The sequence below is a fragment of the Sorangium sp. So ce131 genome (genome assembly GCF_051519095.1).
Lineage (GTDB): Bacteria > Myxococcota_A > Polyangia > Polyangiales > Polyangiaceae > Sorangium.
This window is the reverse complement of record NZ_CP150455.1, coordinates 12,084,054-12,100,168: the sequence shown is the minus strand read 5'-3', so window position 1 is coordinate 12,100,168 and position 16,115 is coordinate 12,084,054. Positions and strand designations below refer to the sequence as shown.

The following is a 16,115-nucleotide window of genomic DNA, read 5'->3' as shown; positions in this document are numbered from 1 at the left end:
AATAGCGCGTTCGGTCCGGAACTTGGGGCGGGGGCCGCTGTCGATCCTGGGCGTGGACGCGGTGCTCCGCGGCACACGCGGCGTACGCGCGCCGCGCGCCGCGCGCCGCGCGTGCGCCGCGGAGCACGGTGACGGCGGGCTCTTCCGGGCTCGCCGGATTCATGCCGCTCGCCGCCGGGCTGCGCTCGCGCGCGAGCAGGGAAAGGGCTGGTTTCAGATGGACACGTTCAAGATGGCTCCGACCATGGCATCCTCGAATCCGTTTCTCAGCAACCTGCCCTTCAGCCCGTGTCCGGCCAGCGACGCGGATGTGCCCGAAGACGCACCGGAGGGGTCTTATACCTACACGCTGGTGAAGAGCGCGCCCGCGCTGCCCGCGGAGGAGTGCGAGACCGAGGCGCTGGCGGTCGAGGTGATGATCCGGTGGGGCGACAACCTGCTTCACGTGGCGCACCTGACGCCGCCGCGCGCCTTCCATGTGGGCGCGGAGGACGGCGCGGCGGGCGCGTGCGACTTCTTCGTGCCGGCGGAGCGGCTGGGCGCGGCGAGGGCGCCGCTCGTGCTCGTCGGCGGCGACGGCGAGGTGAGCGCCGTGATACCGGCCGGGGCGTCGGGCACCCTCGAGATCGGCAGCGCCAGGATGACGGTCGCCCAGGCGATCGCCTCGGGGCACGCCGGGCCGTGCGCGGCGCTCGACGGGGCGCGGCAGATCGCGCTCCCGCTCGGCGCGCGCGCGAGGCTCGATCTCGGCGGCTTCACGTTCGAGGTGGCGGTGGGCAGGGCGGGCCGGCGCGTGGCCGGCAAGGCGGGCTTCGACCGGCGCAGCCTGCCCTTCACCGGGCTGTCGATGCTGCTCCACGTCGGCCTGCTCGCGACCGCGGCCGCGTTCATGCCGCCGCTCGCCATGGCGGACGAGGGCGGCGTGACCGCGGAGCAGGCGTACCTGATGGCGCGGGCGCTCGATGCAACCGCCGAGCGGGAGCTCGCCGAGGCGAAGCAGGACGCGGAGGCCAGCCGCCCGAACGAGCGCGAAGGCGGCACGGGCGCGGCCGCGATCGGCGAGTCGGGGAAGGCGGGGAGCGAGACGAGCAAGAAGGTGGGCGGACGCTGGGAGATCGCGGGGCCGAAGGACAACCCCGACGTGCACATCTCGCGGGCGCGGGCGCTCGAGGACGCGGGGAACTTCGGCCTGAGCGGCATGCTCCAGGCCGGGTTGGCCGGCGATCCGAACGCGCTCACGGCGCCCTGGGGCGGCGTGGACGCGCTCGGCAACGGCCCGAAGAGCGCGCTCGGCAACATGTGGGGCGAGACGATCGACGAGGCGGGCGGCGCGGGCGGGCTCGGGCTGACCGGCATCGGCGAGAGCGGCGGCGGTCGTTATCTGGGCGTCGGGATGGGGGCCATCGGCACCATCGGTCGCGGCGTCGGCCTGGGCGACGGGCAGGGCTTCGGCCCTGGCAGCGGCGGATCGCGCTTCCTCAGCGGCCCCGGCCACAAGGTGCGCTCGCCGCGCATGACGATCGGGTCGACGGTGGTCTCGGGCCGGATCCCGCCCGAGGTCATCCAGCGCATCGTGCGGCAGAACTTCGGCCGCTTCCGGCTCTGCTACGAGAACGGGCTGCGCAACAGTCCGAACCTCGCCGGACGCGTGTCGGTCGCGTTCGTGATCGGCCGCGACGGCGCGGTGTCGAGCGTCCAGAGCGGCAGCTCCGACCTGCCGGACGCCGGCGTCACCTCCTGCGTGGTGCGGGCGTTCTATGGCCTGTCGTTCCCGCCGCCGGACGGAGGCATCGTGACGGTGACCTACCCGATCCTCTTCAGCCCTTCCGGCAGCTGATTCCGTCCTTCCGGCGGCGGGCGGCTCCGACCGCCCCCCGACGGGACGCGAAGGCGTCGCCGACGGGGCGCGACGGCGTCGCCTCTGCGCGCGGCGTGTTCTATCGTCTCGGCGTGATCGCCCTCTCCCGTCTCCTGAGCACGCTCGGGCTCGCGCCGCGCGAGCCCGACAAGGCGCTTCGAAACCCCTTCCTCGAAGGCAACTACGCCCCTCTCCGGCGCGAGACCGAGCGCGACGCGCTCGAGCTCGTGGCCGGAGCGGTGCCGGCGGCGCTCGCGGGCACGCTCTACCGGATCGGGCCTGCGCCGCGGTTCGATCCGCCCGATCCCGTCCTCCATCACTGGTTCGAGGGCGACGGCATGGTGGACGCCTTCCGCTTCGGCGACGGGCGTGTCGCGCATCGCCGCCGCTGGGTCCGCACCGACAAGCTCCGCTGGGAGGAGCAGGCGGGGCGGGCCCTCTTCGACGGCATGCGCGCGTTCGGCCGGCGGATCCCGCTCGAGGGCTGGAAGGCGCTCGGCTTCACGCCCGCCGAGCTCGTCGAGCTGCGCCTGCGCACGTTGATCGGCCTGCCGCCGCGCGAGGACCAGCTGCGGCGGATCATGCGGGCGCACGACCGGAGCAACACCAACGTGCTCAAGCTCGCCGGAAGGCTGCTGACGCTGATCGAGAGCGCGGCCGCGCACGAGCTCGACCCCGAGACGCTCGCCACGCGCGGGCGCTTCACCTTCGGCGGGGCGCTGGAGGCGCGCCCCATGGTCGCCCACCCCAAGGTCGATCCGGAGAGCGGCGATATCTATTCCTTCGGCTACTCGGTGCGTCGGCCGTACGTGACCTACGATGTCTTCTCCCCGGACGGCGCCTTGCGCTCCTCGCGCGAGATCGACGTGCCGTTCCCGGCCATGATGCACGACTTCGCCGTGACCGCGACCCGGGCGCTCTTCTATCACCTGCCCGCGACGATGCGGGAGGAGAACATCAGGTCCGACAACCCGGTCCGGTGGGAGCCCTCGGAAGGCGCGCGCATCGTGGTGGTCCCGCGGGACGATCCGGCCGCGCCGGTGCGCGTCGTCGATCTCCCTGCCTGCTTCATCTACCACACGATGAACGCCTTCGACGACGGCGGCTCCGTCGTGCTCGACGTGGTGCGGTATCCGCGTCTCCCGCTCTTCGACCTCGGCGGGGAGAACCCGAACCCGCCGATCTCGGAGAACCCCGACGGGCGGCTCACCCGGCTGCGCATCGACCTCGAGACAGGCGTCGTCAGCGACACCCTGCTGGACGAGGCGCCGGTGGAGTTCCCGGTCATCGATCCCCGGTTTGCGGGGCGGCCCTACCGGTACGGATGGATGGTGTGCAGGCGTGGAGACAGCGACGGCCGAGGGCATCACAACGCCATCGCGCTCTACGATCACCTCGAGCGCCGCGGCCGCTACCGCGAGCTCGGGCGGTCGAGCTTCACGTCCGAGCCGATCTTCGTTGCGCGCGGGAAGGACACGCCGGAGGGGGAGGGGTGGCTGCTCGCGGTGGTGTACCACGCCGAGACGGATCAGAGCGATCTGCTCGTCCTCGACGCGCTGGCGATCGAGCGAGATCCGGTCGCGGTGCTGCGCTGCCCGCACCGGATCCCCTACGGGTTTCACGGCTCGTGGGTGGAGCGCGGCTGAGCGCCGCGCTCCTTCCGCCCGGACGGCGCTACCGCTCGCCGCCCGCGGCGGCGCGCTGGCCGACCGCCCGCTCGGCCTGCTCGATCTCCCGTGCCCGCTGCTGGATCATCACCCCTTGCGGCGGCCCCTGGAAGCGGCGGCGCTCCAGCCCGAACCAGACGGCGGCCGTCACCGCGAACACGATGAGCATGATCACAAGGGCCTTGTCGTTCGGCGGCTGCACGCTGACCACGATCAGCATGAGGCAAGCGAGCACGCTGATGATCGCGAGCGGCCGGTACAGGGGGCCGAGGTCCCATGGCCCCATGGTCACCCAGGTGCGGCCATAGGCGCGCACGCCCATGATCGTGGGCATGACGTAGGAGATGTAGAGGAAGATCACGCAGACGGCCGTGATCGTCGAGTAGACCGGCGTGTAGACGGTGAAGCCGACCGTCAGCGCGCTGACGACCCAGATCGCGGTCGCCGGCGTGCGGAACTTCGGGCTCACCCGGCGCAGCTTGTCCGACAGGGGCAGCCCACCGTCGCGGGCGAACGCGAACGTCATGCGCGAGGCCGACGTGACGGTGGCGAGCCCGCAGAGGTACTGGGCCACGCAGATCCCGGCGTAGAGCGCGATCCGGAGCTTCTCCGGGATGACGTTCTCCATGATCCAGAAGAAGACGCCGCCGCCCTTCTGCGCGGCCTCATCCATGTTCGGGATGGCGAGCACGATGGCGCTCAGCATGAGCCAGCCGAAGATGCCGGAGACGAGCACCGCCCTGACGATGCCCCGCGGGACGGTCTGCGCCGCGCCGATCGTCTCCTCCGACGTGTGCGCCGACGCGTCGTATCCGGTGATCGTGTATGCGGGCAGGAGGAAGCTCAGCAGGAACAAGAGGGTCATGCTGTCCGTCTCCGGCCAGACGTCGCCCCCCTTGGGGCCGCTGTAGTTCGTGAACGTGACGAGCCGCGCGAGGTCGATCTGCGGCGCGTAGGCGAGCATCGCGATCGTGAGGATCACCGACACGACGAGGATGAGGTATCCGCTGAAGTCGGTGAGCAGGGTGGTGACGCGGATGCCGAGGTGGTTGAACAGGGCCTGGGTGCCGGTGATCAGCGTGACCCCGACGATCTGCATCTGCAGCGCCTGATCCGGGGCCATCTCGGCGCGGTTCACGCCGAACAGCGGGCCGAGCGAGTCCATCATGAACAGGTAGGCGCCGACGTTGATGGCCGCGAGCACGGTGACGAGGCCGATCAGGTTGAACCACGCGGTCGCCCAGCCGAAGCCCCGGCCGCCCAGGATCGAGGCCCAGTGGTACAGGCCGCCCGCGGTCGGGAACGCGGACGCGACCTGGCCCATCGTGAGCGCGATGCAGAGCGCGAGCGCGCTGCAGACCGGCCAGCCGATGCCGACGCCGGCGCCGCCGACGCTGCAAAGGCCCATCTGGAACGAGGTGATGCCGCCGGCGATGATGCAGATGATCGAGAACGAGATCGCGAAATTGGAGAACCCGCCCATCCGGCGCAGGAGCTCCTGGGCGTAGCCCATGTTGTGGAGGGTCTTCACGTCGTCGGCGATCACGCCCTCCACGCCGCGCGGCCCCTCGCCGTCGCGCCGGCCGGCGTCCCCCTTCGTCTCACCGCTCATGAGCTGTCCCTTTCTTCAACGGGTCCAGAGCCCGGGTCCGCCGATGAGCCCGGCGGGCCCTCGTCCAGGATCGGCGCCGCTCGGTGGCGGTCGGGTTGGCCCATGAAGGCGGGGGGCGGGAAGAAAAGAACAAGGATCTTCCCGTCTTCCTCGCCTTCATGTGAGCTCTCTCTGGGCAAACACGACCCCTACCCTCGCCCGGTGAGGCTGAGCCTACATGGGGGTGCGTGCGGCTGACCAGCGCGCTGCGCGGAGCGTTGCGGGTATCTCGCGGCCGGTGGGCTGACGATGCGCGAAACCTGCCTGTCGTGATCCCGATACGCGATGGCGCGGCGAGCGCGGCCAGGCAGCGCGGCGGCGCGGCGAGCGCGGCCAGGCAGCGCGGCGGCGCGGCGGCGCGACGAGCGCGGCCAGGCAGCGCGGCGGCGCGGCGAGCGCGGCGCGAGCGCGGCCCAGGCAGCGCGGCGTGCGGCTGCAGCGCGGCCGGCTGCTACGCTCTCGCCGCCCGATGGCCGCCATGAAGGTTTCCCCGCTCTCGCGCCGGCGCGCGCTGCTCGGCCTCACCGCGCTCGCCGTGCCCTCGTGCCGGTGCAGCAACCCGCCGCCGCCGGCCGCGGAGGCTGGATCGGCCGCAGGAACTGGATCGGCCGCGACCGCCGGATGGAAAGAGCTCGCGTTCGAGCCGGCCGCCGGCGAGGGCGAGGGCCCGCAGCGCGCGCTGCTGCTCGCGCCCGACGGCGCGGCGGCGCTGCCGCTGCTGGTCGCGCTGCACGGGCGCGGGGAGGCGGTGCGCGGCCCGGAGGTGGGCGCGCGCGGGTGGCGAGACGACTACCGCCTGGACGCGGCGCTCCGGCGGCTCGCCTCGCCGCCGCTCACGCCGGAGGATCTCGGCCAGATGGCGACGCGCGAGCGGCTCGCGCAGCTCAACGCCTCGCTGGCGCAGCACCCCTACCGCGGGCTGTGCATCGCCACGCCGTTCACGCCCGACCTGCGCGACCGCTCCGCGGAAGGCGCCGCGGGCTTCGGGCGGTTCGTCGTCGAGCGGCTCCTGCCGCGAGCGCGCGCCGAGAGCGGCTGCCAGGCGGCGCGGGAGGCGACCGGGATCGACGGCGTGAGCCTCGGAGGCCGCCTCGCGCTGCTCGTCGGCCTGTCGCACCCGGACGTCTTCGGCGCGGTGGGCGCGCTGCAGCCGGCGGTGCGCGCGAGCGAGGCGGAGATGTTCTCCGCGCTCGCGCGCCGGGCCATGGAGCGCCGCCCGGTCGCGCTGCGGCTCGTGTCGAGCGAGGCCGACCCGTTCCTGCCCGCGATCCGGGCGATCAGCGACCGGCTGCGGCAGGACGGCGTCGCCCACGAGTTGCTCGTCGTGCCCGGACCCCACGACTACGCCTGGAACCGCGGCCCGGGCGGCATCGAGATGGTGCTCTGGCACGAGCGCGTGCAGCGAGGGTTGAGCCCGCCGTGAGCGCGGCGGGCCCGGTGCGCCATGCTCCTGACCAGGCGGAGGGGGTCTCGGGAGCGCCGCCGCGACGAAGCTGGGCGTGGCTGTGGCCCTGCCGTGATAGCTCGTGAGCCTGCCCACGTAGCGCGTTGACCGATGGAGGCCCTGCTCTGCTTTCGATCTTGGTCCAGCGTGCACTGGCGAGCTCGTGTCGCTGCCTGAACACTACCGCATGTTCGCGAAAATGGCTTGTCGCGCAGGGGTCCAGAACCCAGGGACATCGAGATTCTTCAGCTGGCCGTCCACCCTGCTCAAGACCGTCTCTTCATAGTCCAATGACAACGTCGCTTCTCCTTCGAACTCGCGAAGAACGCGCTCGGTAACCTGGAGCATTCGGGTGATGCCAGACTCGTACTCGTTGAACTTTTTGATCTGAAACATCACACAAATGCCAGGGAGCGTGATCCCGGTGCCCTCCGGTTGCCCCTGGTCGTCGTAGCCAATGCTGATGGTGGCCCCGTCGATGAGGATGAATTTTGATATTGGATCGATGGTCGAGCGAGATTCTGACGTGATCGCTTTGCGTACAAGGTCGGGGTCGAGTGCGCGATTTCTGTTGCGAATGGTCAGGAAGTGGTTGATGGCCATCAAAGATCTCTTTCTGTGGGAGGGAAGACGCGTGTAGCGCTTCCTCTCTCGATGACTAGACCTTCTTTGAGACCTGCGATGGTCTTGTTCTCGATGATGCCTTGGACTGTTTTAGGTCGGCTCCGTCATGTCCAACGAGTGATCAAACGGCTGGTGAAAGTCAAACTCTTCGCCAGTGGCCACATCGTGGTAGATCCATTGTTGCGAGCCTACTTTTGTAGCGCGCCCCAGCCGTTGGTCTATCAGGATCGATTCAAAAGAGAAGCTGTGCGAACCCGAGCGCCCCATTCCTAGCTTGATGCGATATCGGCTGCGATCTTTCTTCAGCGAAACGGCTTCCAGTACGATTGGGCCAGTCCCGCGAGCGAGGGCGTACTCTGATTCTGTAACATTCACCGGCGTTCGCACGCCTTCGTGTGTGACAGAATCGACGCTGCAAAAGATGATGCGCCTAATATCCCTCGGTGGAGATGGGTCGCCCTTCTTCCATCTTCCAGCTCCGATCAATTCCACTGCATCCCCTGCGTAGTCGAAGACGAGGTCGACCTTCCTGCGCTCGTAAGCGCACACGAAGCGCAAGACTAGACTTTCGTGAAGGTCGAACTTCTCGAGGTATTTCTCCGGTTCTCGATGAAGTGCTAGCATTATTGGCCTGTGTAGGGGATGTGGGTTTTGAACTGAAAGTCAGGATCGGTTTCCGGTACCACGTTGCCGTTCTCATCGAGAAATCGGCCAAGCTCGTCTTGCATTCGCCAGTAGCCCAGCTTGAGCCTGCCCCATACTCCTTGACTTCGTGGATCAGGTCGCATGATCCCCGGAGGATGGCGGCCACGCCGAGGAGCTGGATCCCCAGCTTGAGCGTCCTGTTGCCGAGCTTGCGCGCATCCTGGTCCTCGTAGGCCTCGACGGCCTCGACGGCGTTCCTGGTGAGGCTAACCAGGGGATTGTACCTCTCGTTGAGGGTTTCGAGGAGGTCGAGGACGCCGCCGCCCTTCTCTTCCGTCTCGCGCTTGATCTCGACGACCGCCTGGCCGATGTTGTTGGCGGCCAGCGGGATGCCGATGGGCATCATGTACAGCGTGTTGGTGAGCATGTCCTCCGCGGTGCTGCGCGCCGTCTCGTACAGGCCCTCGACAGCGCCGAGCACGCCCAGGGGAAGGCTCCAGCGCTCCAGGTCCCCCTGGTCGTCCGGGCCCTCGTCGTCGCGGCAGCGCCCGCGCGGCCGCGCGGGCGCTGCCGCGGGAGAAGCGCGGGGTCCGAACCTCGCAGTTGTCTGATGGTTGAACGACCACGGCCGCTGCCGTACGTGCCAGCTCCGCAGCGGGTACTGCTCGAGCGCACGGCGACGACGGGAATCATCGAGCTCCGCCGCTCGCCGGATGGTGCGGTGAGGTTCACAGGCACGCGTGCTCGGCCTGAGATCTAGACGGCGCTCGCAGGATGAGCTGGGCGGTCCCCCCTGCTCAACACCTCCGCCATGATTGCCGCCCGCGACCTCAATGTCCGCGCGGAGCAGGTTTTCTCAATCACGGTATCAGGTCGTCGTGAATCCATGCAGACGTGTCGGGGTGCGTGATCGGCTCGCGCTCCGCGATCGCTCCGCGGAGGGCGCCATAGGCTATAGGCCGCTCGTCATCGAGCGGCTCCTGTCTCGCGGAGCAGCTCCTGACTCGCCCGCGTCGAGGACGGCTGCCAGGCGTTGCGGGAGGCGACCTGAAGCCGCCGCCCTGGGGGCGTCGAAATGGTGCTCCGGCACGGGCGCGCTCGGCGGTGTCGCGCCCGCCGCGCGCGCGGCGGGCGCGGCGCACATGCCCCTGACCCACGCCGCCGAACCGTGTTACTCCCTCGGCTAACGACGTGGCCGACCCGACCCGCATCGCCCGCGCCGACAGCGCGATCGACCCGCCCTCCGTGCGCGAGTGGCTGAAGCCGCTCGAGAGCGCCGGCCAGCGCCGGCACACCAGCCCGAAGCGCGTCGGCGGCAAGGCGGCCGCGCTCGGGCGCCTGCTGCGCGACGGCTTCCCGGTGCCGCGGGGCTGGGTGCTGGAGGCGCGGTTCTTCACGGAGCTCGTCGATCAGCAGCTGCCGAAGGGGCACGACCTCGCGACCCTGATCCGGCTGTCGGGCACCAAGGCGGGCGTCGACCGGGCGGCGCGGGCGCGCGACCGCATCCTGAACGCGCGGTTGCCGGAGGCGCTCTCGGCCGCGCTGCGGTCGCTCTGGCAGGCGGTCGAGCCGGAGGCGCCCTGGGGGCTCGCGGTGCGGTCGAGCGCGACGTGCGAGGACGCCGACGAGACGTCGATGGCGGGGCTCGCGACGTCGGTGCTCGGCGCGCGCGGCGAGCGCGAGATCGAGGCGGCGATCCGGCAGGTCTGGGCGAGCGCGTTCCTGCCCCGCGCGCTCGCGTACCTCGCGCACGCCGGCGTTCGCGACGTCGCGATGGGGGTCGTGCTGCAGGTCGTCGTGCGCGCCGAGGCCGCGGGCGTGCTCTTCACCGCGCCCCCGCCCGGGCTCGAGGGCGAGCACTGGCGCGCCGGCGAGCGGCTCGTGAACGCGACGCTCGGGCTCGGCGCGCCGGTCGTCGACGGCGCCGCCGCGGCCGACACGATCCGGATCGCGCGGGCCAGCGGCGCAGTCGTCGCCTCGGCGGTGGCGCAGAAGCGGCGCGCGCTCGTCGTGGGCGCGGCGGGGCTCGAGGAGGTCGCGGTGCCCGAGGCGCGCGCCGAGCAGCCGGCCCTCGGCGCGGCCGCCCTGCAGCAGCTCGCCGAGCTCGCCGAGCGGCTCGAGCAGGGCGGCAAGGGCCCGTTCGACGTGGAGTTCGCGGTCGAGGCGGCGGCGGACGACGGCGCCGGCCGCCCGGCGGACGGCGCCGCAGGGCGCGAGCATGGCGAAGCCTCGCCGCCGGGTCGCGAGGACGGCGAAGCCTCGCCGCCGGGTCGCGAGGACGGCGAAACCTCGCCGCGGGCGCACGAGGACGGCGAAACCTCGCCGCGGGCGCACGAGGACGGCGAACCCTCACCGCGGGTGTGGCTGCTCCAGGTGCGCCCGGTGAGCGGCGGCGGCTTCCCCGAGGGGGGCAACGCGGAGACGATCTGGTCGCGCGCTAACGTGAGCGAGGCGCTCCCCGGGGCCGCGACGCCGCTCACCTGGTCGGTGGCCCGCGCGTTCTCCGACCGGGGCTTCCGCGAGGCGTTCTCCGCGCTCGGGTGCCGGGTGCCGCGCGGCGCGCGCCTCGTCGCCAACGTGCACGGGCGCTTCTACCTGAACCTCACCGCCTTCATGCAGATCGCGGCGCAGGTGCCGGGCCTGTCGCCGCGGGCGCTGCTCGGCATGAGCGGCGGCGCGAGCGCGGAGCTCATCGCGCGGCTCGCCGAGCAGAGCGAGGGCGCGTCGCGGCGCCGCTTCTACGCGCGGCTGCCGCTCACGGGCCCGCGGCTCTTGCTCCGGCAGGCGCGGCTCGAGCGGGAGGTCGCCGCCTTCGAGGGCGAGGCGCTCTGGGCCCAGCGCGCCCTCTCCGAGCTCGACATGACGCTCCTGCCGGACGACGCGATCGGCACCACGCTGCGCAGCGTGTACCTGCTGCTCGAGCGGACCGGCACGCTGATGCTGCACTGCGCGTCGGCGTCGCTCGCGAGCCACCTCGCGCTGTGCAAGACGCTGGAGCGGGTCGCGCGCCGGCGCGCGTCGGCGCGCTCGGCCGCCGGGGAGGAGCCGCTCGAGGACCCCGCCGGCCGCGCGGAGACCAACATCGAGCACCTCGCGCAGGTGCTCGCGGGCGGCGTGCGCGAGCTCGACAGCGCGGGGCCGGGCATCGAGCTCGCCCGCGTGGCCGAGCTCGTGATGGCGGATCGGGCGGCGCGCGAGCGGCTCTTCGCGGGCGAGGTGAGGGGGCCGCGCGACCTGCCGGAGGGGCCGGCGCGCGACGCGCTCGCGCGGTTCCTCGAGGTGCACGGCGACCGCGCGGTGCGCGAGGCGGAGCTCGCGACGCCGCGCTGGCGGGAGGACCCGGCCCCGGTCATCGCGATGCTCACCGCGTCGCTGCGCGGCGCGCCCGGCGATCCGGAGCGCGCGCTGGCGCGGGCGCGCGCGCTCGCCGACCGGGAGATGGCGATGCTCGAGACGCGCCTGCCGTGGGCGGAGCTCGCGCTCGTGCGCGCGCTCGTCGGCCGGGCGCAGCGCTACGTGCGCCTGCGCGAGCGCATGCGCACGTGGGTGACGCGCGTGCTCGGTATGCTGCGCAAGGTCGCGCTCGACATCGACCGGCGCCTGCGGCGGCTCGAGCCCTCGCTCGCGCCGGGGAGCGTCTTCTTCTGCACCTACGAGGAGCTCGTGTCCGCGCTCTCCAGCGGCCGCGCCGACGTGGCCCACGTGGTGCGGCTGCGCCGGGCCGAGCACCTGCGCGACGCCGCGCGCCCCGACCCGCCGCCGACGTTCATCGGCCGGCCGCCGCCGGTCGTGCTGCCGCCGGCGTCGGGCGAGCGCCTCCTCGGGCTGCCCGCGAGCGCCGGCGTCGTGGAGGGCCGCGCCCGCGTGCTCGAGCCGGGCGCGACGGCGCTCGACGCGGTGGAGCCGGGCGAGGTGCTGGTCGCGCGCACGACCGACGTCGGCCTCTCGCCGCTGTTCCTGGTCGCGGCCGCGGTGGTGACCGAGCTCGGCGGTCCGATGTCGCACGCCTCGATCGTCGCGCGGGAGTACGGCATCCCCGCGGTGGTGAACGTGCCGGGCGTCACGCTGGCGATCAAGACGGGCGACCGGCTGCGGATCGACGGCGATCGCGGCGTGGTCGAGCGGCTGATCGAGCGCGACGAGCGCGCCGCGCCGGCGCCGCCCCGGGCCGGCGCGCTCGCCGGGGCCGCGGGCGCTCCGGCCGACGGCGCGGCGCCGCTCGCGTCGCCGGCGCCGGTGCCGGTCAGGTAACCGGTGGTCGCGGCGCGGTGGCGCGTCGGGCCGGGCGACGGCCCCACCGTGGCGGACGCGCTCGCGCGCGCGGGCGCCTCGCTGCGTGATCCGGCGGCCGCGGCGGCGCTGTCGGGCGCGGCGGCCGAGGGCCGGGCGTTCCTGAACGCGCGGCGCGCGCGCCCGGCCGACGTGGTCTCGCCGGGCGACGAGCTCGCGGTGTGGCCGGCGCGGCGCGGGGCGCCTCCGCCGCAGGTCGAGGTGCTCGCGCGCTGGGGTGAGATCCTGGTCGCGTCGAAGCCGGCGGCGTTGCCGACGGCGCCGGAGCGCCGGGGCACGCGGTCGCTCGTCACGGAGCTGGCGGAGCTGCTCGGCCTGCCCGCGCCGCCGCACGCGGCCTCGCGGCTCGACGTCGGCGTGAGCGGCGCGGTGCTGTGCGCGACGGGCCCGCGGGGCCAGCGGCACCTCGCGGCGATGCGCGAGGCGGGCCGCGTCGCGCGGGTCTACGTGGGCATCGCCGGGGGGCGCCTCGAGGGCGCGGGCACCTGGGACGCGCCCATCGGCGCGGCGCGGGCGCGGGGCGGCCGCAGCCTGCCGGTGGTGGGCGGCGTCGGCGCGAAGGAGGCGGCGACGCGGTACCGGGTGATCGCGGTGGCCGGCGGCGGGGCGCGCGCCGCCACGCTGCTCCGCCTCGAGCCGGTGACGGGCCGCATGCATCAGCTCCGGGTGCACGCCGCGCACGCGGGCGCGCCGCTGCTCGGCGACCGCGACCGCGGCGGCGCCCGCGCCGTGACCGCGGCGAGCGGCCGCGTGGTGCCGCTCGATCGCGTCGCCCTGCACGCGCTGTCGGTCGCGGTGCCGGACGAGCGCGGCGAGCAGCGCGCCGCGCTTTCGCCGGTGCCGGACGAGCTGCGCGCGCTCTGGGAGTCCCTCGACGGCGACGGCTCCGCGTGGGAAGAGGTGCTCTCCACGGCGCCCGAGGCGGCTCTGCCGCCGGAGGCGCGCCCCGGCCCCCGATGAGTTTGCCCCGCACCTTCACCCGCGCTGCCATGGCGGCCCTCGCCGGCCTCGCGCTCGCCGCTGCCGGCGTGGTCGCGGTGGCCGAGCCTTCCGACCCCCCGTCCCGCGCGGGATACGCGCCGGATCCTGCCGCGCCGCCGAGCTCGAAGCAGTGGGTGTTCGAGGTGCTGCACGCGAAGGGGAGGAGCTCGATCGTGCGCGTGCGGCCGGTCTCGCTGGGCAAGCCGGTGGCGACGGCGCGCGTGATGGGCCGCTTCGCGATCGAGCTCTATGTCGGCCAGGAGCTGCTCGACCGGATCCGCTTCAACGTGCCGCTCACCGGCGACGCGCCTGAGAAGCCGTCCGGGGTCCTGTCCCGCCGGCCGACGTTCGACGAGGGGGTGACGGCGCGGCTGCGCGTGCAGATGGCGGACAACCCGCGCGCGAGCTGGGCCAAGCTGGTGGATCGGAAGACGGGCGTGGAGGAGCGCTTCGTGTGGCCGCCGGAGCCGGACGGCCGTCTCGTGCCGCTGGATGCGCAGCGCGCGGCGGCGCTCGACGGGGGTGCGCCGGCGGACGCGGGGCAGCTGCCCCGGCTGCCCGTGGACGCGGGGTGGGTGGCGGACGCGGGGCGGTTGCCGGTGGACGCGGGCTGGTCGCCCGACGCGGGGCGATTGCCGGTGGATGCGGGCTGGTCGCCGGACGCGGGGCAGCTGCCGGTGGACGCCGGGGAGCTGCCGGTGGACGCGGGCTCGCCGCCGGCGGACGGCGGGAGGCCGCGGGGCAGGTAGCCGCGCAAGAACCGTCGGCGGCGACTGCGGCAAGGTTTCCCTTCCGAGCCGCCGGTGCGGTACCTTGTCGCGCATGCAGGACCGCCCGCTTGCTGTGATGGCCTCGTTTGCTCTTGCTGCTCTCTTGTCCGTGGCGCCGGCCACGGCCCAGCAGCCGTCTGAGTCGCCTGCGGCGCCCGCGAAGGCGCCCGCTGCTGCCTCTCCGGCGCGCACGGATCCCGAGGGGCGGAGCGGCATCAGCCCGTACATGGAGCAGGTCCTGAAGGGGCAGGCGTCGTTCGTGGCGCGCGACATCCCCGGCGCGATCGCGGCGTTCCAGGAGGCGATCAAGCTCGATCCCGCGCGGATGCTCGGCTTCTACCGCCTCGGCGAGGCGATGCTCGAGTCCGGCAACCTCACCGAGGCCGAGACGGCCTGGACGACGGCGCTCGGCAAGAAGGGCACGGACGAGCTCCAGGCGAAGGTGCTCTTCTGCCTGGCGGACCTGCGCGAGCGCCAGAAGAACTGGCAGGGGACGAAGGACGCGTGGGGAGCCTACGCCACGTTCCTGACCAGCAACCCCAAGGCGGGCGGTTACCCCGCGACCGCGGCCGAGCGGCAGAAGCAGGTCGATCGTCGCATCAAGGACGAGAAGGACTACGCCGCGGTGAAGGAGCGCATCGTGCAGCGCGAGGCCGAGCGCCAGAAAGAGGCCGAGGAGAACGCGAAGAAGGACAAGCTGAACCGGTAGTGTTCGGCGGCGCGGCGCTCGCCGCGCAGCGTTCTTTGACGGCGCCCCCGCGCGCGCCCGGGGCGCCCTCTACCCCCTACGCCAGCCGTCGCCCGCCTGAGGCCCCGCCTCGGTCCACCGGTAAAACCCCTCGCCCGTCTTCTTCCCGAGCCGCCCCGCCCGCACCATCTGCCGCAGGATCACCGGCGGCCGGAACTGCTCCCCGATCTCGCGGTGGAGGTGCTCCAGGATCGCGAGCCGCACGTCCAGCCCCACGAGGTCCGTCAGCTTGAGCGGCCCCATCGGGTGCCGGTACCCGAGCTCCATCGCGCGGTCGATGTCCTCCACCGACGCCACCCCGGCCTCCAGCATCCGCATCGCCTCCGCGCCGAGCGCCACGCCCAGCCGGCTCGTCGCGAAGCCGGGCGTGTCGCTCACCACGATCGGCGTCTTGCCCAGGCGCCGCGCCACCGAGAGCGCCGCCGTCACCGTCGCCTCGTCGGTCTCCAGGCCGCGCACGACCTCGAGCAGCTCCATCACCGGCGGCGGGTTGAAGAAGTGCAGGCCGATCGTGCGCGCGCCCGCCCCGAGCCGCCGGCCGAGCTCGGTGATGCTCAGGCTCGACGTGTTCGACCCGAGCAGCGCCCGCTCCGGCGCGGCCTCCTTCGCCCGGCCGAGCACCTCCACCTTGAGGTCCATCCGCTCGGGCACCGCCTCGATCACGAGGTCGACGCCCGCCGCCGCGCGCGCGAGATCCGGCGCGGCGACCAGCATGCCGATCATCTCGCTGCGCGCCTCGTTGAGCATCTTGCCCTTCTGCACGAGGCGATCGGTCGAGCGCTTGATGTCCTCGATCGCCGCGCCGATGCGGGCCGCGTCCACGTCGTGGAGGTGCGTCACGTAGCCGGCGACCGCCGTGACCTGCGCGATCCCCTGGCCCATCGTGCCCGCGCCGAGCACGAGCACCGCGCGCATCCGCGCCGCCGCCGGGTCCACGGCCGCCTCGCTCACTTCGGCGGCGCGGGGGCGGACGGCTTCGCGACGCCTTCCTTCTGCCGCGCTTCCATCATGCGCTTGCGCATCCGGTCCACCTCCTCGGGCGTCAGCTTGCGCAGGTTCGCCGAGCCCGAGGCCGCCGGAGCCGCCGCCGCCCCGCCGGGCGCCCCGCGCTGGGCCTCCGCGGCGGCCGGCCTGGGCGTGGCCGGCTGCGCGTCGGCGGCGGCTGCCGGGCGCGCTGCCGCGGGCGCGGTCCGCCCCTCCGGGGCGCCGTCGCTGCTCGTCGCGAGGAACGCGACGCCCGCCACCACGAAGAGCGCGAGCCCCAGGGCTGGGACCCAGCTCGGGGTGGGCGGCTCGTCGGCGGGCAGCGCGTGGGCGGGCTCCCCGTCGAAGGCGTGGTGGTCGTCAGCGTCGTGCGCCGCGGCCGCGCGGGGGTCGTGATGGGCCGTGCTCATGCGCGGGAGAGTTGCCGCACTTCGCCGGCGGTGTCGAGGGGGT

The 16,115-nt window shown here is 73.1% G+C and carries 12 protein-coding genes; 7 read left to right on the top strand and 5 right to left on the bottom strand.

Annotated features, from left to right (window positions below; translation table 11 throughout):
• The first annotated feature begins 244 nt into the window (after positions 1 to 244).
• Both WMF43_RS43895 and WMF43_RS43890 read left to right on the top strand, forming a co-directional pair.
• The gene (locus WMF43_RS43895; RefSeq protein WP_437674256.1) at positions 245 to 1,837 is read left to right on the top strand and encodes an AgmX/PglI C-terminal domain-containing protein; all 1,593 of its coding nucleotides are present in this window, start codon (positions 245 to 247) and stop codon (positions 1,835 to 1,837) included.
• 95 nt (positions 1,838 to 1,932) lie between these two features.
• Positions 1,933 to 3,504 carry a carotenoid oxygenase family protein gene (locus tag WMF43_RS43890; RefSeq protein ID WP_437674254.1) on the top strand — a complete coding sequence of 524 codons (1,572 nt, stop codon included), beginning with the start codon at positions 1,933 to 1,935 and terminating at the stop codon, positions 3,502 to 3,504.
• A 28-nt stretch (positions 3,505 to 3,532) separates the two neighbouring features.
• On the opposite strand, the gene WMF43_RS43885 is transcribed toward WMF43_RS43890, so the two are convergent.
• Complete coding sequence (locus tag WMF43_RS43885) at positions 3,533 to 5,137, bottom strand: amino acid permease (RefSeq protein WP_437674252.1); 1,605 nt, start codon at positions 5,135 to 5,137, stop codon at positions 3,533 to 3,535.
• A gap of 517 nt (positions 5,138 to 5,654) precedes the next feature.
• Here WMF43_RS43885 and WMF43_RS43880 point away from each other — a divergent pair.
• A complete protein-coding gene (locus WMF43_RS43880; protein ID WP_437674250.1) occupies positions 5,655 to 6,599 on the top strand; it encodes an alpha/beta hydrolase in 945 nt (314 codons plus the stop codon).
• Between the two features lie 201 nt (positions 6,600 to 6,800).
• Here the strand turns inward: WMF43_RS43880 and WMF43_RS43875 are convergent, their stop codons facing one another.
• Together WMF43_RS43875 and WMF43_RS43870 are read right to left on the bottom strand one after the other, a co-directional pair.
• Complete coding sequence (locus WMF43_RS43875) at positions 6,801 to 7,223, bottom strand: SitI3 family protein (protein ID WP_437674248.1); 423 nt, start codon at positions 7,221 to 7,223, stop codon at positions 6,801 to 6,803.
• A gap of 451 nt (positions 7,224 to 7,674) precedes the next feature.
• The gene (locus tag WMF43_RS43870) at positions 7,675 to 8,370 is read right to left on the bottom strand and encodes a hypothetical protein (protein ID WP_437674246.1); all 696 of its coding nucleotides are present in this window, start codon (positions 8,368 to 8,370) and stop codon (positions 7,675 to 7,677) included.
• A 710-nt stretch (positions 8,371 to 9,080) separates the two neighbouring features.
• On the opposite strand from WMF43_RS43870, the gene WMF43_RS43865 reads away from it, so the two are divergent.
• The 4 genes from WMF43_RS43865 (at position 9,081) to WMF43_RS43850 (ending at position 14,639) form a co-directional block, all read left to right on the top strand.
• A complete protein-coding gene (locus WMF43_RS43865) occupies positions 9,081 to 12,140 on the top strand; it encodes a PEP/pyruvate-binding domain-containing protein (protein ID WP_437674244.1) in 3,060 nt (1,019 codons plus the stop codon).
• Positions 12,141 to 12,143: 3 nt separating this feature from the next.
• Positions 12,144 to 13,139, top strand: a complete 996-nt coding sequence (locus WMF43_RS43860; RefSeq protein WP_437674243.1) for an RluA family pseudouridine synthase — start codon at positions 12,144 to 12,146, stop codon at positions 13,137 to 13,139.
• A complete protein-coding gene (locus WMF43_RS43855) occupies positions 13,136 to 13,909 on the top strand; it encodes a hypothetical protein (RefSeq protein ID WP_437674241.1) in 774 nt (257 codons plus the stop codon). The genes WMF43_RS43860 and WMF43_RS43855 overlap by 4 nt, the downstream gene beginning before the upstream one ends.
• 247 nt (positions 13,910 to 14,156) lie before the next feature.
• Positions 14,157 to 14,639, top strand: coding sequence for a tetratricopeptide repeat protein (locus WMF43_RS43850; protein WP_437674239.1), 483 nt, complete (start codon positions 14,157 to 14,159; stop codon positions 14,637 to 14,639).
• A gap of 69 nt (positions 14,640 to 14,708) precedes the next feature.
• Here the strand turns inward: WMF43_RS43850 and WMF43_RS43845 are convergent, their stop codons facing one another.
• Both WMF43_RS43845 and WMF43_RS43840 read right to left on the bottom strand, forming a co-directional pair.
• On the bottom strand, positions 14,709 to 15,629 hold the full coding sequence (locus WMF43_RS43845) for a 3-hydroxyacyl-CoA dehydrogenase family protein (RefSeq protein ID WP_437674237.1): 921 nt from the start codon (positions 15,627 to 15,629) through the stop codon (positions 14,709 to 14,711).
• Positions 15,626 to 16,072, bottom strand: coding sequence for a hypothetical protein (locus WMF43_RS43840; RefSeq protein WP_437674235.1), 447 nt, complete (start codon positions 16,070 to 16,072; stop codon positions 15,626 to 15,628). Before WMF43_RS43840 ends, WMF43_RS43845 begins: the two co-directional genes overlap by 4 nt.
• Positions 16,073 to 16,115 lie beyond the last annotated feature (43 nt).